This window comes from Pseudomonas khavaziana, assembly GCF_036704165.1.
In the GTDB taxonomy this organism is placed as follows: domain Bacteria; phylum Pseudomonadota; class Gammaproteobacteria; order Pseudomonadales; family Pseudomonadaceae; genus Aquipseudomonas; species Aquipseudomonas khavaziana.
On sequence record NZ_CP129946.1, the window covers coordinates 1,748,762 to 1,770,794 of the forward strand.

Sequence of the window (22,033 nt, forward strand, 5' to 3'; positions counted from 1 at the left end):
CGGGTGACATGGCCCATAAACCTCGTAAAACAAAGCCCACTGCTTGCACAGTGGGCTTGTTGACCAGTAACGCCTGGCTTACTGAGGGGAGACTTCGGTTTTTGGTTTACCGAAGTGCCATTCGTAGACCACGAACTTGAAGTCTTTCAGGTCGCCCTTGGCGTCGAAGCTCAGGTCGCCGGTAGGGGTCTTGAAGGTACCCGCGTGGATGGCCTCGGCCACTTTGGCGGTGTCTTCGCTCTTCGCCGCAGCGATACCGCCAGCGATGACTTCAACAGCAGAGTAGGCCGGGAACACGAACGGACCGGTTGGGTCCTGTTTGTTCTTGGCGAACTCTTCAACGATGGCTTTGTTGGCAGGGTCGGTGTCGAAGGATTTCGGCAGGGTCACCAGCAGGCCTTCGGAAGCGCCCTGGGCGATTTGCGAGATGGAGTCGTTGCCGACGCCTTCTGGGCCCATGAACTTGGCGTTCAGGCCTTTTTCCTTGGCTTGGCGCAGGATCAGGCCCAGCTCAGGGTGGTAGCCGCCGTAGTAGACGAAGTCGACGTTGGCTTGCTTGAGTTTCTGGATGATCGAGGAGAAGTCCTTGTCACCGGCGTTCAGGCCTTCGAAGACGGCAACCTTGGTGCCTTTTTCTTCAAGGGTCTTCTTCACGGCGCTGGCGATACCTTCACCGTATTGCTGCTTGTCGTGCAGCACGGCAACAATCTTCGGCTTCACGTGGTCGGCGATATAGTTGCCGGCTGCCGGGCCTTGTGCGCTGTCCAGACCGATGGTGCGGAAGATCAGCTTGTAGCCACGGGAGGTGATTTCCGGGCTGGTGGCGGCAGGGGTAATCATGATGACGCCTTCGTCTTCATAAATATCCGACGCTGGCTGAGTGGAGCTGGAGCAGAGGTGACCGACTACGAACTTGACGCCGTCGTTGACCACTTTGTTGGCGACGGCCACGGCTTGTTTCGGATCGCAGGCGTCGTCGTATTCCTTGGCTTCAAGCATTTTGCCATCGACGCCGCCTTTGGCGTTGATGTCTTTGATGGCTTGCTTGGCACCCATGAATTGCATGTCACCGTATTGCGTCACCGGACCGGTCTTGGGACCGGCAATGCCGATCTTGATGGTGTCGGCTGCGAACGAATGGCCGGCAACCCCAGCCAGGACCATAGCGGCAAACAGTTTGGAAATCTGCTTAGTAGCCTTATTCATAGTGCTCCACTCTTACTGTTGTATTTTTTATAGTTCTAGCGGCCTTGTGAGCTGCAGAACCGGATCAGATATCGCGGATATCCCCCGGCATTGCCCTGGCAACTGTACCGGTACAGTGTAGAGCGCCGGTTGATCGCTTGAAAAGCTGGCAGCTGGGGGCATACCACTGCTATGTCGCTTAAATGAAAGAAAAAGACAGAATTGCGGCGGGTTCATATCCACTCTCAAGGCATTCCTTGGCTTTCCTGGCACTTTCAATCGCTACTTCATTTGCTACTGGGTTTTTCTGCCTGGGTTACGAGGCTATGATTGCGCCGATTTTTTTCTCAGGTGAACTCCCATGACGCAAGAACCTAGCACCCTCTATGCCAAGCTGCTCGGTGAAACCGCCGAAATTTCCTGGAAGGAGCTCGAGCCGTTCTTTGCCAAGGGTGCCCTATTGTGGGTCGACGCCGGCCTGGATCTGATAGAAGCGGCTGAGGGAATGGCCGAGGACAACCGTGAGAAAGTCGCCGCCTGGCTGGCTGCGGGGAGCCTTGGCGAAGTGTCTGCAACGCGGGCGTTAGACTTGGTGGAGCGGGATCCGAACCTGTGGGCGGTGGTGGTCTCGCCTTGGATTTTGATCCAGGAAAGGGCGGCTTGAGAATTGCCTGCACGAAAAAGGTGCGTCTTTTTAACCTCTGTAAGTGTGTAGCGGAGTAACCGCCCGGCCGGTGATGGCACCTTGCCGTAGAGAAAGGTCACAGCCGAGGGTGACGTAAACGTCACGGGAACAGTTGATACCGAGGGGAAACCGAGGATGAATTGTTTCCGGGTGTGCCACGGCGCTGGAGGCCAGCAACTGGACTGTCCATTCGAACGCTCGATCTCAGCGGATTGGCCTGACGATAGAAGGCGGGCCGATGCGCGCCGGCGCAGAGTCGTTCGGCGGTGGGGTGTCCGTGGCGCCTTCCACGCTGAATGGGTAAATCGGGTTGCGCAGTGCAATGCCTTGAATCACACCGATGATCTCGTTGAAGGGCACCGCCGGGCTGAGCAGGTACCCCTGGATATAGTCGCAGCCATGTTTGAGCAGCAGCTCGAATTGCTCCTGGGTTTCCACGCCTTCAGTGACCACCTGCAAGTGCAGGGTGTGGGCCATGCCGATAATCGCCTGGACAATTTCGCTGTCGGCTCTGGACCTCGGGATGTCCTGGATAAACGAGCGGTCGATTTTCAAGGTGTTGAGCGGCAAGCGCTTGAGGTAGGCCAGGGATGAATAGCCAGTGCCGAAATCATCGATCGCCAGGGAGACACCCAACGCACGGATTTGCCGCAACAGCGCCAGGGTGCTGCTGATATTGCCCATCAGTGCATTTTCGGTGACTTCCAGTTCCAGGCGGTTGGCAGCCACAGCGGCGAAGCGCAGGGCGGCTTCGATTTCATCGGCCAACTCGTCCCGGGCCAGGTTCAGCGCCGAGCAGTTCACCGCCATGGTCAGCTCGGTATAGCCTCGGTCAGACAGCAGGCTCAGATCATGACAGGCCTGGCGCAGTACCCAGTGATCAAGCTCGGCGATCAGTCCGTTATTCTCGGCGATGCCGATAAAGCGGTCCGGTGCCAATAGCCCGTGCTGCGGATGCTGCCAGCGCACCAGGGCTTCCAGGCGCGTGACCTTGGCAAGTTTCATGTCGAAGATCGGTTGATAAAAGAGCACCAGCCCACTGCGTGCGCGCAGGGCAGCGCGCAGTTCTTCTTCCAGCTGCAGTTCGAGGAACGCGCGGGTTTTCAGGTTGGAGCTGAAGAAGTGCAGGCTGTTGCGCCCGGCGTCCTTGGATTGATAAAGCGCCAGGTCCGCTGTTTTAAGCAGCTCTTCGCAGGACTGGCCATCATCCGGGAACAGGCTGATGCCGATGCTGGTGGTCATCACCATGCGCCGGCCGGCCAGTTCGATGGGTTCTTTCATTTTCTGCATGATGCGCATGGCCATGTGCCGTGCTTCGTCGCGGTGATGGATATTGATCAGGATGCAGAACTCGTCGCCACCAAACCGGGCGACCACGTCCTCATGGCTGCGTACCGAGCTTTTGATATGCCCGGCCAAAACTGTGAGCAGCTGGTCGCCGGCGTCATGCCCAAGGCTGTCATTGATGCGCTTGAAGTGGTCTATATCGAGGAATATAACCGCCATCATCCCTTTGTTTCGTGTTTTTTCGACGATTTTTTCCGCGAAAATCTGATTGAACCCGCGGCGGTTGAGCAAATTGGTCAATGCATCGAAGTGGGCCACCTGCTGCAGTGAGGCGCGAGCCTGGTCCAGTTCGCTGAGCAGCGCGTTGACCCGGCGCAGGTCATGCTCCTTGTGTTGCAGTTTTTTGTCCGCCAGGGCTGCGCTGATACTGCTGCCGATTACCAACAAGGTAATCACAGCCACCGACAGGCCCAGTTGAATCGGGTTGTTATCTGCCGGCAGCGACAGGTCCGCATCATTGGGTACCAGCATTTGCATGGCGGCCATGCCAGTGAAGTGCATGCTCAGGATCCCGGCGCCCAGCACCAGGCTGGCGGCGTATTTGAGTAATTGGTGAAAGACTCCGGCACCGTTGCGCAAATAACTCGACAGCAGTAATGCTGCCAGGCTGGCACCGATGGCTATCGCCACCGACGCCATGAACAGCCGCGATTCAACGTACACCTGGGCCTGGGAGCGCATGGCCGCCATGCCCACGTAGTGCATCAGTGCGATGCCCAGGCCCATCCACACTGAGGCCACCAGGTATTGATGGAGCCGCAGGTGGGCATGGCTGAGGGTTTGCATGGCCAATAGTGCAGCGATCAGGGCGATCAGCAGCGAAGCGAAGGTCGTGAGCAATTCGTAGTGAATGGCGACAGGGGCCTGGAAGGCCAGCATGCTGATAAAGTGGGTCGACCAGATCCCACCTGCCAGGCAACCCGCTCCCAGCCAGCACCAATGACGGCGGGCGGTGGGGTCTTCGACATGGCCGACGCGTTCAGCCATGTCCAGCGTACCGAAACCCGCTGCGCAGGCGACCAGGTACGCGAGTAGCACCAGAAACGGGTTATGACTGCAGTTGAGTAATAAATGCCCGCTGTCTGGAAGGTCGGTAAAAAAATGCTGACCCAGCCATTCCATAGCTTATCCCGTCATGGAGCCACGTCACTGCCAGAGGCGATGACCTATGACGTCGAGTATAGAAGCTTCGTGGTATTTGCCATGAATAATGGCACTTTGCTTCCAATGATTTTGGCATGCGACACATAGCATTTGGTGCTAAGCGCTGATGGGCAATTGCAGTTCGAAGTGTTGCTCTTCAAGGGGCGCCAGGCCGAACGCGGCGCGGGCTGCATCGCAGTCGATGTTTTGCACCCCCTGGCTCCAGGAAGAATCGAACTCGCGGCATACGCTGGAACGCTGTTCATAGATCGAGCAACTGGTTGCCTGTCCTACCTCGCCTTCAAGGCTGCAGCACCGTGCGGGCTTCTGGTCGGTACCGATCATCGCCACGCGGCTGGGGTTGATCTGCACCACCAGATCATCGGGCACCGTGCCCCCGGAAGAGGCGCATTCACCCCAAAAGAAAGACACACGAAAGTGTGAACAGCAGGCACCGCAATTCAGACACGGACTGGCTTCGGACATGGGCGTCATCGATAAAAAGGTAAGAGGAGGGTGCTACGGAAGGCTCGCCATTCTATCCGTGCCAAGGCCATTGGGAAGGGGGGCAAGCACTTATATTTTTGTGGGTGAAATCCCGCGTTACCGGGCGAAATCATGCCCTATCAGCTTTACGAATCATTACAGACAACCGCTGCCAGCCTGATTATGTTGCAGGTACCGGGCAGGATGCGTCGGGCATCGCAGCTCTCATAACAATAAAAGAGACGGACCCATGCAGAACTCGACCCAAGCGGCGAATGCCTGGCGCATTCTGTTCCTGCTGTTCCTCGCCAACCTGTTCAATTTCTTCGATCGCACCATCCCCGCGATCATCATCGAGCCCATTCGCATGGAATGGCACCTGAGCGACTTCCAGCTCGGGATCATCGGCACCGCCTTTACCATTGTCTACGCCATCGCCGGGCTGCCGCTCGGGCGCCTGGCCGATACTGGCTCACGCAGCAAATTGATGGGCTGGGGCCTGTTCGCCTGGAGCGGGCTGACGGCGGTCAACGGCTTGGTCGGCAGTTTCTGGACCTTCCTGCTGGTGCGTATGGGCATTGGTATTGGCGAGGCCAGCTATGCGCCGGCTGCCAATTCGCTGATTGGCGACCTGTTTCCCGCCCACCGCCGCGCGCGCGCCATGGGCATTTTCATGCTCGGTTTGCCGTTGGGGCTGTTGCTGGCGTTCTTTACCATCGGCTGGATGGTCAAGGCATTCGACAGCTGGCGCGCGCCGTTCTTTATTGCGGCGGTGCCAGGGCTGATCCTGGCGGTGTTCATGTTCTATATAAAAGAACCCAAGCGCGGCGCGGCGGAAACCGTGCAAGTCTCCCAGGAGCGCGTTGACCGCCCGATCCGTCGCGTGCTGGCGGTACCGACTTTCCTGTGGCTGGTGCTGGCCGGGTTGTGTTTTAACTTCGCCACCTACGCGTGCAACTCGTTCCTGGTGCCGATGCTGCAGCGTTATTTTCTGATGCCATTGCAGGATGCGGCTGTCGCGACTGGTGTGATTGTCGGCTTGACCGGCCTGGTGGGCTTGACCCTGGGTGGCTGGATTGCCGACAAGATCCATCAGCGGGTCGCCAATGGTCGCCTGCTGTTTGCCGCGTGCAGCTTGATCATCTCCACGGTGACTACCGCCTGGGCCCTGCATGCCGGGCGTATCGAGATTGGCGTGTTTGTCGCGCTGTTCAGTGTGGGCTGGTTGTTTGCCTACAACTTCTACACCTGCGTTTATACGGCGATCCAGGATGTGGTCGAACCGCGCCTGCGCGCTACGGCAATGGCGCTGTTCTTTGCCGGGTTGTATTTGCTGGGCGGCGGGATGGGGCCGATCGTGGTGGGCGGGCTGTCTGATCACTTTGCCCATTCGGCAATGTATGCGGCGGGAGCGGAGCAGATGACTGAGGCTTATAAGGCCGTGGGGTTGCATGACGCCATGTACCTGATCCCGGTGGCGCTGTTCTTGACCATGCTGTTTCTGTTCCAGGCGTCACGCAGTTTTGTGCGCGATGCCAAGCGCATGAAGGATGGGTTGAGTGGGGTTGAGGTGCCGGCTTCTGCGGTAACGGCATGAGACCGAGGTGACGCTATCGGGAGCAAGCCCCCTCCCACACCGACCGAGTAGAGTGCAGACAACTCGGTCAAATGTGGGGGCTTGCTCCCGATGAGGCCCTCAAGACCAATAAAAAAGGCCCGCACTAAGCGGGCCTCCTAATTGGCAGCGAATGATTAGCCGGCCACCAATACCCGAATCGCTTCCAGTCGCAGCGCCGCCTTATCGAGCATGGCCAAGCCTTGCTCGCGTTGATTGCGCAAGGCAACCAGTTCGCTGTCACGCACGGTGGGGTTGACCGCTTGCAACGCGGTCAGGCGCGCCAGTTCTTCGTCGGTGTCCGCCGCCAGGCGGCGCTTGGCCTCGGCCACACGCTCGGCGTGGCGCGGGGCGATCTTCTCTTCACCGGCGTTGATGCGCGGTGTGAGCTGGTCGCGCTGGGCCTGTACGAACTTGTTGGCGCTGGCCCGTGGCACGCTTTCCAACTGGTCGTTCAAGGTCACAAACGACACGCGCCCGGACAGATCGTTGCCATTGGCATCCAGCAGGCAGCGCAGGGCGGCCGGTGGCAGGTAGCGGCCCAGTTGCAGCGAGCGCGGCGCCACCACTTCGCTGACGTAGAGCAGTTCCAGCAACACGGTGCCAGGTTTGAGCGCCTTGTTCTTGATCAACGCCACGGCGGTGTTGCCCATGGAGCCGGACAGCACCAGGTCCATGCCGCCTTGCACCATCGGGTGTTCCCAGGTGATGAACTGCATGTCTTCGCGCGACAGTGCCTGGTTACGGTCGTAGGTGATGGTCACACCCTCGTCGTCACCCAGGGGGAAGCTGGCGTCGAGCATTTTTTCGCTCGGCTTGAGGATCAGCGCGTTTTCCGAATGGTCTTCGCTGTCGATGCCGAAGGCGTCGAACAGGGTTTCCATATAGATCGGCAGGGCGAACTGGTCGTCTTGCTCGAGGATGTCTTCGACCAGCGCATCGCCTTCACCGGCGCCGCCGGAGTTGAGTTCCAGCAAGCGGTCACGACCGGTGTGCAGCTCCTGCTCCAGGCGTTCGCGCTCGGCACGGGCTTCGTCGATCAGGGCTTGCCACTCGCCGTCGTCGGCAGCTTCCAGCAATGGCAGCAGGCGTGGGCCGAACTGATGCTGCAAGGCGTTGCCGGTCGGGCAGGTGTTGAGGAAGGCATTCAGTGCTTCGTGATACCACTGGAACAGGCGCTGTTGCGGGCTGGTTTCCAGGTACGGTACGTGCAGCTCGATCACATGCTTCTGGCCGATCCGGTCCAGACGGCCGATGCGCTGTTCCAACAGGTCGGGGTGGGACGGCAGGTCGAACAGCACCAGGTGGTGGGAGAACTGGAAGTTGCGGCCTTCACTGCCGATTTCCGAACAGATCAGCACCTGGGCACCGAACTCTTCATCGGCGAAGTAGGCGGCGGCGCGGTCACGCTCGAGGATGTTCATGCCCTCGTGGAATACCGTGGCGGGGATGCCGGAGCGCACGCGCAGGGCGTCTTCCAGGTCCATGGCGGTTTCGGCGTGGGCGCAGATCACCAGGACCTTGGTGCGCTTGAGCATTTTCAGTTGGTCGATCAGCCACTCGACCCGTGGGTCGAAGCGCCACCAGCGGTTTTCTTCCTCGATGTCCGGTTGCGCCTGGAAGCTGACTTCCGGGTACAGCTCGGCGTGTTCGCCCAAAGGCAATTCGAGGTATTCATCCGGGTTCGGCAGCGGGTAGGCGTGCAGCTTGCGCTCGGGGAAGCCTTGCACGGCGGCGCGGGTGTTGCGAAACAGCACGCGGCCGGTGCCGTGGCGGTCGAGCAGTTCACGCACCAGGCGGGCACTGGCTTCGCTGTCGCCATCGTTGACGGCGGTGAGCAGGGCTTCGCCTTCGTCACCGAGGAAACCCTGGATAGTCTTGTGCGCGGCCGGTGACAGGCGGCCCTTGTCCAGCAGTTCCTGCACGGCCTCGGCCACCGGGCGATAGTTCTCGCTCTCGGCGCGGAAGGCCTGCAGGTCGTGGAAACGGTTTGGATCGAGCAGGCGCAGGCGCGCGAAGTGGCTGTCCTGGCCGAGTTGTTCCGGGGTGGCGGTCAGCAGCAGCACGCCTGGAATAACCTCGGCAAGCTGCTCGACCAGGCTGTATTCGGCGCTGGCCTTGTCTTCATGCCACACAAGGTGGTGGGCTTCGTCGACCACCAGCAAGTCCCAGCCGGCCGCGAACAGCGCATCCTGGGCCTTCTCGTCATCCACCAGCCATTCCAGCGCAACGAGTGCAAGCTGGGTGTCTTCGAACGGGTTGGTGGCATCGCTTTCGATAAAGCGCTCTTCGTCGAACAGCGCGACCTGCAGGTTGAAGCGGCGGCGCATTTCCACCAGCCACTGGTGCTGCAGGTTTTCCGGGACCAGGATCAACACGCGGTTGGCACGGCCCGAGAGCAGTTGGCGATGGATCACCAGGCCCGCTTCGATGGTCTTGCCCAGGCCCACTTCGTCAGCCAGCAAGACCCGTGGTGCGATACGGTCGGCGACTTCACGGGCGATATGCAGTTGGTGCGCAATAGGTTGCGCGCGTACGCCCCCCAGGCCCCACAACGAGGACTGCAACTGGCGGCTGGTGTGTTCCAGGGTGTGGTAGCGCAGCGAGAACCAGGCCAGCGGGTCGATCTGCCCGGCGAACAGACGGTCGCTGGCCAGGCGGAACTGGATAAAGTTGGAAAGCTGGGTTTCCGGCAGGGTGACCTGCTCGTTCTGCCCATTCAGGCCGTGGTAGACCAGCAGGCCATCGACGTCGTCGACTTCCTGTACGGTCATTTTCCAGCCTTCGAAATGGGTGATGGTGTCACCCGGCGAAAACCTCACGCGAGTGAGGGGCGCATTCCGTAGCGCATACTGGCGGGTGTCGCCAGTGGCCGGATAGAGCACGGTCAACAAGCGCCCGTCCTGTGCCAGAACGGTGCCTAACCCCAGCTCTGCTTCGCTGTCACTAATCCAGCGTTGCCCCGGTTGATACTGCTGCGCCATGCTGCCTGACTCCCGCCGTGAAAAAGCCGACTATCTTAACGGAACAAGCCCCTGCGCCCAAGGACTCTGACAAAAACTACGCTGTTTGTGAGGTGCGCCGGGAGTTGAATCGACGGGTGGCGGGCACTTGCGAGTGTCGACTGGGTCACAGCTTGGCACGCCGGTGCTCAAGTCGCCCTGCCACCCGCCGACAGCCTGTTGATCAGGAGAATAACTATCATGCTGCCACCCATGCTGCCCGTCAGTGTTGTGCCGGTCACGTCGCAACTCGATCCGGCACGCCAGAAGCCGGATATTCCGCCGGTGGTACCCGTTCAACCGGGCTCCAACGAGAGCACCATCGACCTGAAGAAGGGCGATGCCGAGCAATCGACCTTTTTGCTGCGCGAAGAACAACGCCGCCAGCAGGAACAGCAGAAACGCCGGCGCGAAGCCGACGATGAGACGCAGCAGCACTTGCCCATTCCCGGCGACCTGCTCAATGCTGACAACACCGTTCCCGTGGCGCCGCTGATCGAAGACGCGCCGCGCCAGGGTCTGTGGGTGGATATCGAGGTTTAGTCGCTCAGTTCACCCAGGGACGTCATCAGTCGCTCGATGTCGTCATCGGTGTTGAGCGGGCTGACGGATATCCGTGCAATGCTTGCCAGCCCGCGTGCTTGCATATCCAGCGGCGTATAGGCGATGCCATTGGCGCCGATGTTGATGCGCTTCAATCCCAGGCGTCGCTTGAGTTCAAAGCTATCCCAGCCAGCCAGGTTGAAAGCGATCAAGCCTGAATGCGTGGTGCCCAAGTCGTGCAGGGTAATCTGCGGTAGCTGACGCAGTGCTTCGCGGATTCGTGTGCTGGTCTGCGAGACCCTCTCCCACACCCGCTCGATCCCCCATTGATTGATCTCTTGCAACGCATTGCCCAGGCCCGCCAGCAAGGCGAAGGACACTTCACTGGTTTCGAAACGCCGGGCGTCATTGCGCAAGTCGAAGCCGTCGGCAGTCCATGGCGCTGAAAACACGTCGCGCTGGACGGGGTTCAGATGCTGGAGAAAATCAGGCCGTATATAGAGCAGTGCGGTACCGCGAGGCCCGCGCAGGTGTTTGCGACCGGCGGACTTGAGCACGTCGCACTGCAACGCTTGCACATCCACTGGCACCTGGCCGACGGCTTGGCCCGCATCGATAAAGAAGGGGATGGCATGCCGCCGAGCTACCGCACCGATGGCCTGGGCCGGGTTGATCAGTCCACCGTTGGCCGGTAGCCAGGTAAGGTCGATCAGCTTCACATGGGCGTCGAGCATCGCCTCCAGTGCCACCGGGCAGACCGCGCCGGCTGCGTCACAGGGGATCACCTCCACCTGCGCGCCCGCCTGCACGGCCAGCGCCATGCTCGCCAGGTTGCCGCCCCATTCATGGCGGCCCACCAGGATGCGGTCGCCCGGCTGCCAAGGCCCCAACGCCTGGAACGCCATGCTCCAGGCCGTGGAGCCACTGCTGGTGAAGGCAATCGACGACGCCGGCGCATTGAGTAACTGCCCGGCGGCACGGCGGGCTTTTTCCACCAGCACGGCGCCCCGTTCGCCGGCTTCCATCGGGCCGTCCCGAGCTTCGTGGTGCAACTGCTTGATGATGGCGTCCAGGGTCGCCTGGCTGGGCAAGGACGCCCCGGCGTGGTTGAAATGCACAATGCCCGACTGACAGCCAGGCGTGGTGTCGCGCAATTGCTGGATGTACAGCGGGCTCACGGTTGCAGCTCGAAAATGGCATCCACCTCGACGGCGACGCAGGCAGGCAAACTGCAGACGCCTATGGCGGTGCGCACATGTCGGCCCTTATCGCCCAGAGCATTGACCAGCAGGTTCGAGGCGCCATTGGCGACCACGCTCTGGCGCTGGAATTCGCCAGTGCTGGCGATGAATACGCCCAGACGCAGGGTGCGCGTCACACGCGACAGATCGTCCCCCAGCGCATCGCTCAATTGCCCCAGCAGGCCCAGCGCTGCCAATTCCGCCGCCTGTGTACCTTGTTCATCACTGACGGAGTCGCCCAGGCGCCCGATGTAGGCCGGTTTACCATCGACCAGGGGAATTTGCCCGGAGATAAACAGTTGGTGTTGGCTGATGACATGGTTGATGTAGTTGGCCGCCGGCTGGCTGGGCGTTGGCAGTATCAGGCCGAGCGCGTGTACGCGTTGGCGGATGGAGTCGGTCATGGTGAAGCCTCCGGGTTCAGGAGGTTTGAGCATGTCGGTCGACGCGGCGGCCGACAAACGGATAGATCTCAACCGACGTATCGAAAAAACTCACGCGTTGGCGCAGGCTTGCTTGAGCCATTGGCTGAAACACTCGGCCGCTTGGCTGAGCGGGCCTTGGGGGGCGATCAGCCAATAGCCGATTTCATTGTGATAGGGCGGCCAGTCAAACGCCTGGACCAGGCTCCCGTCCTGAAGTCTGCGCTCGATCAGGCGATGGCGGCCCATGGCGATACCCTGGCCGGCCACGGTGGCTTCGACCACAATGTTGTAGTCATGCAGCATGACGCGGGGGTAGGGGCCGAGGTCGACCTGGTAATGGGCAGACCAGTCCGTCCATTCGAAAGGGCGGTGCGAAGTCGCCATCAACAAGGCGCCATGGGATACCCGCCGGGTCTTGAAAGCCGGGCTGCACACCGGGGACAGGATTTCGGCCATCAGGCGTGTGGCTTGCACGTCGGGCCAGTCGCCCTTGCCGTAACGGATGGCGAGGTCAACCTCGGCCGTGGCGACGTTGGCCAGTTGGATCGCGGGCAGCAACTCCACCTGGATGTGCGGGTAGCGCTGGAGAAAGTCGGCCAGGCGCGGTGCCAGCCATAGCGTGGCGAACGATGCCAGCACGCCGATGCGCAGTACGCAGGCGCTCGGGGCAACCCGTTGGCTGCGAGTCGCCGCGCCGATGGCTACCAGTGCCGGGCGGATTTGATCGTAGTAGTGTTGCCCGTCCAACGTCAGGTCAATCGCACGGGTACGCCGGATAAACAGCGGTTTGCCCAAATGCTGTTCGAGCTTGTGCACCTGATGGCTCAGCGCGCTTTGGGTCACAGACAACTCGTCCGCCGCCTTGATAAAGCTCAAGTGCCGTGCCACGGCTTCGAAGGCGCGCAGGGCCAGCAGCGGTGGAAGGTCGTTGTGCAAGGCCACCTGGATGCGCCTCCTGGGTGGAGTGGAAGGTGCCGATTTTGGTCGATGCCCTGCATTTTGTCGCCCGCTGATTTGCCGTCGAGCGGGGCAGGCCGCATTATTGGGGCATTCCCGCCACGACGTAAGCCAAGCCATGAGTGATGATGACAAGCTGATTGACCTGAATGCCGAACGCGCCAAGCGCGTACACGATCTCAATGACAAACGCTTGAATGAAGTGCGCCAAGCCTTTGAACAAGCCATGCCCTTGGGAAAAACCAAGAAGAAGTCGAAAAACAAACCGAAAAAGCGTTGAAACGGCCTGCATCCATTGATGCAGGTCAGTTATTACCCTTCTTTACGCCCCGTTACGGGCGACATTGATCCTGATCAATTTCCCACTGCGCCTTCTCCATTAACTTAGCCCTATCGCAACAGGGCAAGTGCAGGAGGCCGGTCATGTTTATCGATAATGTGGTTTTTGCCGGAGTGCTGACTGTAAGCCTCATGGTGCTGTTTTTTGTAGGGTTTGGATTTTTTATCTGGAAGGACGCGAACAAGCGTAAAAAACCTTAGGTTTTTCCGGATTACATGGGCACGCAAGGCATTTTGGGCGACTTCGGTCGCCCTTTTTTTTGCTCTGCTTTTGGATCGTTCCCACGCTCCGCGTGGGAACGCATCCCGTGACGCTCCGCGTCACCCGTGCGGCAGTGGGACGCGGAGCGTCCGTGGCGGCATTCCCACGCGGAGCGTGGGAACGATCATAAAAAAAGGTGCGACCCTCGCGGATCGCACCTTTTTTACTGCCGGCTGGCTATCAGTTGCCCAATGCCTTGGATGCCAACCAGAACAACCCGGCCGAGAGGCCCACGGTGGCTGGCAGGGTCAATACCCAGGCCATCAGGATGGTCTTGACGGTGCCGCCCTGCAGGCCGCTCTTGTTGGCAACCATGGTGCCCGCCACGCCCGAGGACAGCACGTGGGTGGTGGACACCGGCAGGGCGAAGATATTCGCGAAGCCGATCATGGTGGCGGTGGTGATCTGGGCCGACATGCCCTGGGCATAGGTCATGCCCTGCTTGCCGATCTTCTCGCCGATGGTCAGTACCACGCGCTTCCAACCCACCATGGTGCCCAGGCCCAGGGCCAGTGCGACCGCGAGGATCACCCAGAACGGGGCGTATTCGGTGGTGGCGGTCAGGTCTTTGCGCAGCTTGTCGAGGTCGGACTTCTCACGGGAATCCAGGCCTGGCAGCTTGCCGACTTTCTTCGCGGTGTCGTCCAGGCAGAGCAGGTAGCGACGTACTTCAATGCGGTGGTCGGCAGTCAGCGAGTGGTAGTCCGAAACGCCTTTCAAGGTACCCAATAGCGCGTTGATTGTCGGTTCGGTCTGCTGCGGGTTGCAGCGGAACTTGCCAGGCAGGTCATCCTTCACGCTTTTGCCCAGGGCCAGGAACTCGCCCAGGGTCTCATGGTTACGCTGGTAGAACTGGTTCAGGTGCAGGGTCGCGTCGCGGGTACGCTCGATCTGGTAGGTGGTGCTGCCCAGGTCAAGGACGAACTGCGCCGGCACGATACCGATCAGCACCAGCATGATCAGGCCGATGCCTTTCTGGCCATCGTTGGAACCGTGCACGAAGCTGACGGCCATGGCCGAAATCACCAGGACCAGGCGATTCCAGAACGGCGGGTGTTTCTTGTCGTCGAGCTTGCGGCGCTGGTCCGGAGTCTTGTGCATCTTCGACAGCGGGCGCCACCACTTCAGGCCGATCAGCACCAGGGCTGCGACCAGGAAGCCGGCCATCGGCGAGAACACCAGGGACGCGCCGATATCCACGGCTTTCTGCCAGTTCACACCGTCAGCCAGGGGGATGTCGTTGATCAGGGCATTGGCCAGGCCAACACCGAGGATCGAGCCGATCAGGGTATGGGAGCTGGAGGCGGGGATACCGAAGTACCAAGTGCCCAGGTTCCAGGTGATCGCCGCAGCCAATAAAGAGAAGACCATCGCCAGGCCGTGGCCGGTGTTCACATTGATCAGCAACTCTACCGGCAGCAAATGCACGATGGCGTAGGCGACACCGACACCACCGAGCAATACGCCGAGGAAATTGAACACCCCGGAGAAGAACACGGCCAGGTGTGGCGGCATGGCTTTGGTATAGATGACTGTGGCCACCGCGTTAGCGGTGTCATGAAAGCCATTGATGAACTCGAAGGCGAGGACAAAGGCCAGGGCGAGCAACAGGCTCACTAGAACCCAAGCATCCAGTCCGCTGAATAAATCGATCATGAAGGTTTTCTGACCCGGTCGTAAGGGGGCGCGATTATGCCAGAAAACATCGGTAATCGATGCATTAGCTGCTCATCGGTAACAATCTTCATTGAAAAACCGCTGCCAGGGCGGGCGCATCCCAGGGTTTTCGGGGCTTTGGCAAGTCTTTGATTTATAAAGCTCAGGCAGGAAAAGACCGGCATTGGTCATGAAAATGTCATGCCTGAAACATTTGTATGAAATTTCGTTGGAGGCTGTAGGTTACTGACCAGCGGGCGTTGCGCCATGGAGCCCTCTGCCAGTGGTGGACCGGCAGAGACAGCAGACCCTGGAAGCTCGACCGCAAGTGCTTATGGCTCCTGCGTCTTGAGTTCCTGTTCTATCTTTTGGATTTCCTGGGCAAAGGCTTGGTCGAGCAGGCTGGCTCGCTTGCGCCATGGCTTGCGTTCTGGCTCAGGTTGCGCGGCGTAGGTGGTGACTTCCCCGCCGTAGACGTCCTTGTAACGTTGCTCCTGGCGCTCAAGTTCCGCGCGCAGTTCATCTTTCGTCACAGTGTTACCTAATTGAGTTAAGTTTATTGATTGCGCAGTGTCATGCCTGAAAGTCGTCCTCGGATGGTTTCAGGTTGAACAGTCGAACTGTTCAACTTGGAACGCAGACCTGAGGGCAGTTCTTTTAAGCGGGTATTGTGACCGTCGCTGCATACATCCGCAGCGCCTGGCGAGCTCCAATTCCGATAGTGATACCGGGCTGACCTCTGCACAGGTTGCATTATAGCGGCGCATTTGAATAACACTATCACTACGAAGTTAAAAAGCGTCAATGCTGTGTGAGGGTTTTATTACATGTGGGTGCCAGTATGTGTGAACACCGTCATCCTGATTTTCTACGTTAATTCTAAATGGCAGGGTAAACGCCCACATTTTTCAGATTTATCAGGCAAAGCTGAAACGTTGACCACAGGGTCCGTGCAGTGCTGGCCAAATTGCGATAATCGCATGATCGTCCGATAATCGCCCAATGTTGCCGGTGCTGTCTTGTGCATCGCGACCGGCACGGCTTGTAATGGCGGTCAACCCTCCCGTGGTGAAAACAAGAGAAAGGACCCCTGAAATGAACGATCAATTGCGCAACTCCTTTGCATCAGTGGCGCCGCCGATCGTGGCATCACCGGCCAAGCGCATCCAGGCCTTCACCGGTGATCCGGATTTCATGACCTCCCTGGCCCGTGGCTTGGCCGTGGTGCAAGCGTTTCAGGAGCGCAAGCGGCACCTGACCATCGCCCAGATCAGCCATCGCACCGAAATCCCTCGCGCCGCCGTGCGTCGTTGCCTGCATACCCTGATCAAGCTTGGCTATGCCACCACAGATGGGCGCACCTACTCGTTACTGCCCAAGGTCCTGACCCTTGGTCACGCCTATCTGTCGTCCACACCGTTGGCCGTGTCGGCTCAACCCTATCTGGACCGCATGAGCGAGCAGCTGCATGAAGCCTGCAATATGGCCACCCTCGAAGGTGATGACATCCTCTATATCGCCCGTTCGGCCACCACCCAGCGGCTGATTTCGGTTGATTTGTCGGTGGGTGGGCGCTTGCCAGCGTATTGCACATCCATGGGCCGCATCCTGTTGGCCGCCCTCGACGATGCTTCGTTGCAGGACTATCTCCAGCATGCCGACCTGCAAACCAAGACCAGCCGTACCTTGACCACGCCTGAAGCCCTGTTCGAATGCCTGCAACAGGTGCGTCAGCAAGGCTGGTGCATTGTCGATCAGGAACTGGAGCAAGGCCTGCGTTCTATTGCGGTACCAGTGTACGACGCTTCTGGCCAGGTACTGGCCGCGCTCAATGTCAGCACCCATGCCGGGCGGGTTAGCCGCAGTGAGTTGGAGCAGCGCTTTTTGCCGAGCATGCTCAGCGCCAGCCGCGAGTTGAGTGCGCAGTTGTTTGCCTAAGCTGTTCGGTGACCGCACAGATCCCGGTTGGCTCGATTGACGGTGTTTCCCCTGGCTTATTAATGTGCGGCAGCGCTCTGAGGAGCTGCCCAATAATAATGATGACCTGAGGTCGTCAGCCCGCCATCGGTGTGGAATAAAAATAATGAATCAGCCTTCTGTCGGTACCACCCTGGACGTGCAGTCCTTCATCAATACCCAGCCACTGTCACGCTATCAGTGGCGCGTGGTCATTCTATGTTTCCTGATTGTCTTTCTTGACGGCCTCGATACGGCGGCCATGGGCTTTATCGCGCCTGCATTGTCCCAGGACTGGGGCATCGACCGCGCCAGCCTCGGCCCGGTGATGAGCGCCGCATTGATCGGCATGGTGTTCGGCGCATTGGGTTCCGGCCCGCTGGCCGACCGCTTTGGTCGTAAGGTCGTGTTGGTGGGCGCGGTGGTGGTGTTTGGCGCTTTCAGCTTGGCGTCGGCCTACAGCAGTAATGTCGATCAGTTGCTGGTGCTGCGCTTTCTCACCGGGCTGGGTCTGGGCGCCGGCATGCCGAATGCCACTACCTTGCTCTCCGAGTACACCCCCGAGCGCCATAAGTCGTTGCTGGTGACCAGCATGTTCTGCGGCTTCAACCTGGGCATGGCTGGCGGTGGGTTTATTTCGGCCAAGCTGATTCCCGCCTTCGGCTGGCACAGCCTGTTGCTGATTGGCGGCATCCTGCCATTGATCCTGGCGCTGGTGCTGTTGCTGTGGTTGCCGGAATCGGCGCGTTACCTGGTGGTACGCAATCGCGGCACCGACAAGGTGCGCAAGACCCTTGCACCCATCGAGCCCGGTATCGTGGCCCAAGCCAGCGCTTTCAGCGTGCCGGAGCAAAAAACCGTCAAGGCCCGCAATGTGTTCGCGGTGATCTTCTCGGGCACCTACAGCGCCGGTACCTTGCTGTTGTGGCTCACCTACTTCATGGGCCTGGTGATTGTGTACCTGCTGACCAGTTGGCTGCCCACGTTGATGCGCGACAGCGGCGCCAGCATGGAACAAGCCGCGTTTATCGGTGCGCTGTTCCAGTTTGGCGGAGTGTTGAGTGCAGTGGGTGTGGGCTGGGCGATGGACCGGTTCAACCCTCACAAAGTGATCGGTACCTTCTATCTTCTGGCAGGGGTGTTTGCCTACGCGGTCGGGCAGAGCCTGGGCAATATCACGCTACTGGCGACCCTCGTGCTGATCGCCGGGATGTGTGTCAACGGTGCGCAATCGGCGATGCCGTCCCTGGCCGCACGGTTCTACCCAACTCAAGGGCGTGCCACCGGTGTGTCGTGGATGCTTGGCATTGGTCGCTTCGGCGCCATTCTGGGTGCATGGATGGGCGCCACCTTGCTGGGCCTTGGTTGGAATTTCGAGCAGGTGCTTACGGCACTGGTGATCCCGGCGGCGTTGGCCACGGCAGCGGTGTTGATCAAAGGCATGGTCAGCCATGCCGATGCCACTTAAGCCTTGGTGGGATCCAAATGTGGGAGGTTAGCCAGGTAACAATCCGTTCGATAATCGAACGCTGAGTCGATTATCGGATTGTTTGGCCCCTATCCCCGGCTTAACCTTCAAGCACTTCGGCGCCCTCTCAGCGCCTTTTTCGATCAACACCGGGAGCCCAACCCCATGGCTGAAGTCCTCACCCTGCGTGATGCGGTCAAGCGCTTCGTGAACGACGGCGATTCCGTCGCCCTCGAAGGCTTTACCCACCTGATCCCTACGGCCGCAGGTCATGAAATCATTCGTCAGGGCAAGAAAGACCTGACACTGGTACGTATGACCCCTGACCTGATCTACGACCAATTGATCGGTGCCGGCTGTGCGCGCAAGTTGATTTTTTCCTGGGGCGGCAACCCGGGTGTGGGCTCCCTGCATCGGCTGCGCGACGCGGTCGAGAAGCAATGGCCGCAGCCTCTGGAGATTGAAGAACACAGCCACGCCGACCTGGCCAATGCCTACGTTGCCGGGGCATCGGGCCTACCGTTCGCGGTGCTGCGTGCCTACGCCGGTTCTGACTTGCCCAAGGTCAATCCACTGATCAAGAGCGTTACCTGCCCGTTCACCGGCGAAGTGCTGGCGGCGGTACCGTCGGTACGTCCGGACATCACCGTGATCCACGCGCAGAAAGCCGACCGCAAGGGCAACGTGCTGCTCTGGGGCATTCTTGGCGTGCAGAAGGAAGCGGCCCTGGCAGCCAAGCGCTGCATCGTCACCGTCGAGGAAATCGTCGATGACCTGAATGCGCCGATGAACAGCTGCGTGTTGCCGACCTGGGCGCTGACGGCGGTGTGCCACGTACCCGGAGGTGCACATCCGTCCTACGCCCACGGCTACAACGAGCGCGATAACCGTTTCTACCAGGCGTGGGATCCGATTGCCCGCGACCGTGAAACCTTTACCGCCTGGATCGACGAATACATCCACGGCACCGCCGATTTCAATGAATTCCAGGCCAAGCTGGCTACCGCGCAGGAGGCCAAGTAATGGCTTACTCCACCAATGAAATGATGACCGTCGCCGCCGCGCGTCGCCTACAGAACGGCTCGGTGTGCTTCGTCGGTATCGGCCTGCCGTCCAAGGCCGCCAACCTGGCGCGCCTGACTTCATCGCCCGACGTGGTGCTGATCTACGAGTCCGGCCCGATTGGGGCCAAGCCCAGCGTGCTGCCGCTGTCCATCGGCGATGGCGAGTTGGCGGAGACCGCCGACACCGTGGTGCCCACCGGTGAGATCTTTCGCTATTGGCTGCAGGGCGGGCGCATTGACGTCGGCTTTCTCGGCGCGGCCCAGGTCGACCGTTTCGGCAATATCAACACCACCGTGGTCGGTGACTATCATCAGCCCAAGGTGCGTTTGCCCGGTGCCGGTGGCGCGCCGGAGATCGCCGGTTCGGCCAAGAGCGTGCTGATCATCCTGAAGCAATCGTCCCGTTCGTTTGTTGACAAGCTGGATTTCGTTACCTCTGTCGGTCACGGCGAAGGCGGCGACTCACGCAAGCGTCTTGGCCTGCCCGGCGCAGGACCCGTAGGCATCATTACCGACCTGTGCATCATGGAGCCGGAGGAGGGCAGTCATGAATTCGTGGTCACTGCGCTGCACCCCGGTGTGACTCGTGAACAGGTAGTGGCCGCAACCGGCTGGGCGATTCGCTTTGCCAATCAGGTCAGCGTCACTGCTGAGCCCACCGAGACAGAACTGACCGCCCTGCGTGATCTCGAAGCTCGCACCGCCGCGGCCCACGGCCAAGCGCCGGGAGAAGCCTGATGCGCGACGTATTTATCTGCGATGCCATTCGCACGCCTATCGGCCGTTTCGGCGGCGGCTTGTCGACTGTACGCGCCGATGACCTGGCGGCACTGCCGATCAAGGCCCTGATCGAGCGCAACCCTTCGGTGGATTGGAATGCAGTGGACGAGGTGTTCCTCGGCTGCGCCAACCAGGCCGGCGAAGACAACCGCAACGTGGCGCGCATGGCACTGTTGCTGGCGGGGCTGCCGGAAAGCGTTCCGGGCGTGACCCTCAACCGTCTGTGCGCCTCGGGCATGGATGCCATCGGCACGGCCTTTCGCGCCATCGCCAGCGGCGAAATGGAGCTGGCGATTGCTGGTGGCGTCGAGTCGATGTCCCGCGCTCCGTTCGTGATGGGCAAGGCTGATGCGGCGTTTTCGCGCAACATGAAGCTGGAAGACACCACCATCGGCTGGCGCTTTATCAACCCGCTGATGAAGGCCCAGTACGGCGTGGATGCCATGCCGCAGACCGCCGACAATGTCGCCGACGACTATCAGATTTCCCGCGCCGACCAGGACGCTTTCGCCCTGCGCAGCCAGCAGCGCACCGCCGCCGCGCAAGTGGCCGGCTTCTTTGCCGAGGAAATCGTGCCGGTGCGAGTCGCCCATAAAAAAGGTGAAACTGTGGTGGAGCACGATGAGCACCCACGGGACACCAGCCTGGAAGCCCTGGCCAAGCTCAAGCCGGTCAACGGTCCGGACAAGACCGTCACTGCCGGCAATGCTTCGGGCGTGAACGACGGCGCTGCGGCATTGATCCTCGCGTCTGCCGAAGCGGTAAAGAAACACGGCCTCACCGCCCGCGCCCGCGTACTGGGCATGGCCAGTGCCGGTGTCGCCCCGCGTGTGATGGGCATCGGCCCGGTGCCAGCGGTGCGCAAGCTGGTGGAACGCCTGGGGTTGGCGGTCACTGACTTTGACGTGATCGAACTTAACGAAGCCTTCGCCAGCCAAGGTCTGGCGGTGCTGCGCGAACTGGGGCTTGCCGACGATGCGCCTCAGGTCAACCCGAACGGGGGCGCCATTGCCCTCGGCCACCCCCTGGGCATGAGCGGTGCGCGGCTGGTTCTGACGGCCCTGCACCAGCTGGAAAAAACCGGCGGCAGCAAAGGCTTGGCGACCATGTGCGTGGGTGTAGGCCAAGGTTTGGCCCTGGCGATTGAACGCGTCTAATAAGAGAGGATTGCTCCATGAGTGACAAGCCCGGTTACCGGCGCCCGCAAGCGGGCACTCAACCTGATTACCTGCACCCGGCCTATCAGTCGACGAACCTGCGTTCGCCGTCCCAGCCGTTGGTGTTCCTGCCCCATTCCCTGTCGGAAATCACCGGCCCGACCATCGGCGCCGAGCGTATCAATGACAAGGACAACGACCTGACGGCCCAGCATGAAGGCGAGCCCCAAGGCGAGCGCATCATCATTCATGGCCGGGTGCTGGACGAGAACAGCCTGCCGGTGCCGGGCATCCTTGTGGAGATCTGGCAGGCCAACGCCGCGGGTCGCTATAACCACAAGCGCGACCTGCACGACGCACCGCTGGACCCGAACTTCACCGGCACCGGGCGTACCGTCACCGACGCCGATGGCTGGTACCAGTTCCAGACCATCAAGCCCGGTGCCTACCCGTGGGGCAACCACCACAACGCCTGGCGCCCGGCGCATATCCACTTTTCGCTGTTCGGCCCCAGTGTGCTGACGCGGTTGGTGACGCAAATGTATTTCCCCGGTGACCCGCTGCTGGAATATGACCCGATCTACAACTGCGTGCCGGATACCAGTGCCAAGGAGCGCCTGATCGCGCGATTCGACCTGGAAAAAACCGTTCCGTCCTACGCCCTCGGTTACCGCTGGGACATCGTCCTGCGCGGCCGCGACGCCACGCCGATGGAGAAATGA

The 22,033-nt window shown here is 60.3% G+C and carries 20 protein-coding genes; 11 read left to right on the forward strand and 9 right to left on the reverse strand.

The window, feature by feature from the left end:
* Positions 1-78: 78 nt before the first annotated feature.
* The gene (locus QYQ93_RS07670; RefSeq protein WP_003193533.1) at positions 79-1,206 is read right to left on the reverse strand and encodes a branched-chain amino acid ABC transporter substrate-binding protein; all 1,128 of its coding nucleotides are present in this window, start codon (positions 1,204-1,206) and stop codon (positions 79-81) included.
* A 340-nt stretch (positions 1,207-1,546) separates the two neighbouring features.
* On the opposite strand from QYQ93_RS07670, the gene QYQ93_RS07675 reads away from it, so the two are divergent.
* On the forward strand, positions 1,547-1,849 hold the full coding sequence (locus tag QYQ93_RS07675) for a DUF2288 domain-containing protein (RefSeq protein ID WP_043049983.1): 303 nt from the start codon (positions 1,547-1,549) through the stop codon (positions 1,847-1,849).
* A 225-nt stretch (positions 1,850-2,074) separates the two neighbouring features.
* Here QYQ93_RS07675 and QYQ93_RS07680 read toward each other — a convergent pair whose 3' ends face one another.
* Both QYQ93_RS07680 and QYQ93_RS07685 read right to left on the reverse strand, forming a co-directional pair.
* Positions 2,075-4,339 carry a putative bifunctional diguanylate cyclase/phosphodiesterase gene (locus QYQ93_RS07680; protein ID WP_043049984.1) on the reverse strand — a complete coding sequence of 755 codons (2,265 nt, stop codon included), beginning with the start codon at positions 4,337-4,339 and terminating at the stop codon, positions 2,075-2,077.
* A gap of 138 nt (positions 4,340-4,477) precedes the next feature.
* On the reverse strand, positions 4,478-4,846 hold the full coding sequence (locus QYQ93_RS07685) for a YkgJ family cysteine cluster protein (protein ID WP_043049985.1): 369 nt from the start codon (positions 4,844-4,846) through the stop codon (positions 4,478-4,480).
* A gap of 250 nt (positions 4,847-5,096) precedes the next feature.
* Between QYQ93_RS07685 and QYQ93_RS07690 the strand changes: the two genes are divergently transcribed.
* Complete coding sequence (locus tag QYQ93_RS07690; RefSeq protein WP_043049986.1) at positions 5,097-6,443, forward strand: spinster family MFS transporter; 1,347 nt, start codon at positions 5,097-5,099, stop codon at positions 6,441-6,443.
* A gap of 155 nt (positions 6,444-6,598) precedes the next feature.
* Here the strand turns inward: QYQ93_RS07690 and rapA are convergent, their stop codons facing one another.
* Positions 6,599-9,445, reverse strand: a complete 2,847-nt coding sequence (gene rapA / locus QYQ93_RS07695) for an RNA polymerase-associated protein RapA (RefSeq protein ID WP_034118519.1) — start codon at positions 9,443-9,445, stop codon at positions 6,599-6,601.
* A gap of 219 nt (positions 9,446-9,664) precedes the next feature.
* Between rapA and QYQ93_RS07700 the strand changes: the two genes are divergently transcribed.
* Positions 9,665-10,006: a hypothetical protein gene (locus QYQ93_RS07700; RefSeq protein WP_043049987.1), complete on the forward strand. Its 342-nt coding sequence runs from the start codon at positions 9,665-9,667 to the stop codon at positions 10,004-10,006.
* On the opposite strand, the gene QYQ93_RS07705 is transcribed toward QYQ93_RS07700, so the two are convergent.
* The 3 genes from QYQ93_RS07705 to QYQ93_RS07715 all read right to left on the reverse strand — a co-directional run bounded on the left by QYQ93_RS07705 (position 10,003) and on the right by QYQ93_RS07715 (position 12,614).
* Complete coding sequence (locus tag QYQ93_RS07705; RefSeq protein WP_043049988.1) at positions 10,003-11,184, reverse strand: aminotransferase class V-fold PLP-dependent enzyme; 1,182 nt, start codon at positions 11,182-11,184, stop codon at positions 10,003-10,005. The genes QYQ93_RS07700 and QYQ93_RS07705 overlap by 4 nt on opposite strands.
* On the reverse strand, positions 11,181-11,651 hold the full coding sequence (locus QYQ93_RS07710) for a RidA family protein (protein ID WP_338476645.1): 471 nt from the start codon (positions 11,649-11,651) through the stop codon (positions 11,181-11,183). The genes QYQ93_RS07705 and QYQ93_RS07710 overlap by 4 nt, the downstream gene beginning before the upstream one ends.
* A gap of 90 nt (positions 11,652-11,741) precedes the next feature.
* Positions 11,742-12,614: a LysR substrate-binding domain-containing protein gene (locus tag QYQ93_RS07715; protein ID WP_338476646.1), complete on the reverse strand. Its 873-nt coding sequence runs from the start codon at positions 12,612-12,614 to the stop codon at positions 11,742-11,744.
* A gap of 4 nt (positions 12,615-12,618) precedes the next feature.
* On the opposite strand from QYQ93_RS07715, the gene QYQ93_RS07720 reads away from it, so the two are divergent.
* Together QYQ93_RS07720 and ccoM are read left to right on the forward strand one after the other, a co-directional pair.
* Positions 12,619-12,909 carry a hypothetical protein gene (locus tag QYQ93_RS07720; RefSeq protein ID WP_338477305.1) on the forward strand — a complete coding sequence of 97 codons (291 nt, stop codon included), beginning with the start codon at positions 12,619-12,621 and terminating at the stop codon, positions 12,907-12,909.
* A 143-nt stretch (positions 12,910-13,052) separates the two neighbouring features.
* A complete protein-coding gene (gene ccoM / locus QYQ93_RS07725) occupies positions 13,053-13,169 on the forward strand; it encodes a cytochrome c oxidase subunit CcoM (RefSeq protein WP_017530457.1) in 117 nt (38 codons plus the stop codon).
* 241 nt (positions 13,170-13,410) lie between these two features.
* On the opposite strand, the gene QYQ93_RS07730 is transcribed toward ccoM, so the two are convergent.
* The gene (locus tag QYQ93_RS07730) at positions 13,411-14,886 is read right to left on the reverse strand and encodes an inorganic phosphate transporter (RefSeq protein ID WP_003189291.1); all 1,476 of its coding nucleotides are present in this window, start codon (positions 14,884-14,886) and stop codon (positions 13,411-13,413) included.
* Between the two features lie 332 nt (positions 14,887-15,218).
* Positions 15,219-15,419, reverse strand: coding sequence for a hypothetical protein (locus QYQ93_RS07735; protein WP_043049991.1), 201 nt, complete (start codon positions 15,417-15,419; stop codon positions 15,219-15,221).
* Positions 15,420-15,981: 562 nt separating this feature from the next.
* Here QYQ93_RS07735 and pcaR point away from each other — a divergent pair.
* From pcaR to pcaH, 6 genes are all read left to right on the forward strand, one after another.
* Entirely contained in the window at positions 15,982-16,824 is an 843-nt protein-coding gene (gene pcaR / locus QYQ93_RS07740) for a pca regulon transcriptional regulator PcaR (RefSeq protein ID WP_043049992.1), read from the forward strand.
* 145 nt (positions 16,825-16,969) lie between these two features.
* Positions 16,970-18,310, forward strand: a complete 1,341-nt coding sequence (locus tag QYQ93_RS07745; RefSeq protein ID WP_043049993.1) for an MFS transporter — start codon at positions 16,970-16,972, stop codon at positions 18,308-18,310.
* A 165-nt stretch (positions 18,311-18,475) separates the two neighbouring features.
* A complete protein-coding gene (locus QYQ93_RS07750) occupies positions 18,476-19,333 on the forward strand; it encodes a CoA transferase subunit A (protein ID WP_338476647.1) in 858 nt (285 codons plus the stop codon).
* Positions 19,333-20,112: a CoA-transferase subunit beta gene (locus QYQ93_RS07755; RefSeq protein WP_338476648.1), complete on the forward strand. Its 780-nt coding sequence runs from the start codon at positions 19,333-19,335 to the stop codon at positions 20,110-20,112. The genes QYQ93_RS07750 and QYQ93_RS07755 overlap by 1 nt, the downstream gene beginning before the upstream one ends.
* Positions 20,109-21,311, forward strand: coding sequence for a 3-oxoadipyl-CoA thiolase (pcaF, locus tag QYQ93_RS07760; RefSeq protein ID WP_338477241.1), 1,203 nt, complete (start codon positions 20,109-20,111; stop codon positions 21,309-21,311). The genes QYQ93_RS07755 and pcaF overlap by 4 nt, the downstream gene beginning before the upstream one ends.
* A gap of 17 nt (positions 21,312-21,328) precedes the next feature.
* Positions 21,329-22,033, forward strand: a complete 705-nt coding sequence (gene pcaH / locus QYQ93_RS07765; protein WP_043049997.1) for a protocatechuate 3,4-dioxygenase subunit beta — start codon at positions 21,329-21,331, stop codon at positions 22,031-22,033.

Bases quoted from the DNA above. Each gene is read 5' to 3' on its own strand.
- QYQ93_RS07670 (WP_003193533.1), bottom strand. From the start codon at position 1,206: ATGAATAAGGCTACTAAGCAGATTTCCAAACTGTTTGCCGCTATGGTC.
- QYQ93_RS07675 (WP_043049983.1), top strand. From the start codon at position 1,547: ATGACGCAAGAACCTAGCACCCTCTATGCCAAGCTGCTCGGTGAAACC.
- QYQ93_RS07680 (WP_043049984.1), bottom strand. From the start codon at position 4,339: ATGGAATGGCTGGGTCAGCATTTTTTTACCGACCTTCCAGACAGCGGG.
- QYQ93_RS07685 (WP_043049985.1), bottom strand. From the start codon at position 4,846: ATGTCCGAAGCCAGTCCGTGTCTGAATTGCGGTGCCTGCTGTTCACAC.
- QYQ93_RS07690 (WP_043049986.1), top strand. From the start codon at position 5,097: ATGCAGAACTCGACCCAAGCGGCGAATGCCTGGCGCATTCTGTTCCTG.
- rapA (WP_034118519.1), bottom strand. From the start codon at position 9,445: ATGGCGCAGCAGTATCAACCGGGGCAACGCTGGATTAGTGACAGCGAA.
- QYQ93_RS07700 (WP_043049987.1), top strand. From the start codon at position 9,665: ATGCTGCCACCCATGCTGCCCGTCAGTGTTGTGCCGGTCACGTCGCAA.
- QYQ93_RS07710 (WP_338476645.1), bottom strand. From the start codon at position 11,651: ATGACCGACTCCATCCGCCAACGCGTACACGCGCTCGGCCTGATACTG.
- QYQ93_RS07720 (WP_338477305.1), top strand. From the start codon at position 12,619: ATGCGCCTCCTGGGTGGAGTGGAAGGTGCCGATTTTGGTCGATGCCCT.
- ccoM (WP_017530457.1), top strand. From the start codon at position 13,053: ATGTTTATCGATAATGTGGTTTTTGCCGGAGTGCTGACTGTAAGCCTC.
- QYQ93_RS07730 (WP_003189291.1), bottom strand. From the start codon at position 14,886: ATGATCGATTTATTCAGCGGACTGGATGCTTGGGTTCTAGTGAGCCTG.
- pcaR (WP_043049992.1), top strand. From the start codon at position 15,982: ATGAACGATCAATTGCGCAACTCCTTTGCATCAGTGGCGCCGCCGATC.
- QYQ93_RS07745 (WP_043049993.1), top strand. From the start codon at position 16,970: ATGAATCAGCCTTCTGTCGGTACCACCCTGGACGTGCAGTCCTTCATC.
- QYQ93_RS07750 (WP_338476647.1), top strand. From the start codon at position 18,476: ATGGCTGAAGTCCTCACCCTGCGTGATGCGGTCAAGCGCTTCGTGAAC.
- QYQ93_RS07755 (WP_338476648.1), top strand. From the start codon at position 19,333: ATGGCTTACTCCACCAATGAAATGATGACCGTCGCCGCCGCGCGTCGC.
- pcaH (WP_043049997.1), top strand. From the start codon at position 21,329: ATGAGTGACAAGCCCGGTTACCGGCGCCCGCAAGCGGGCACTCAACCT.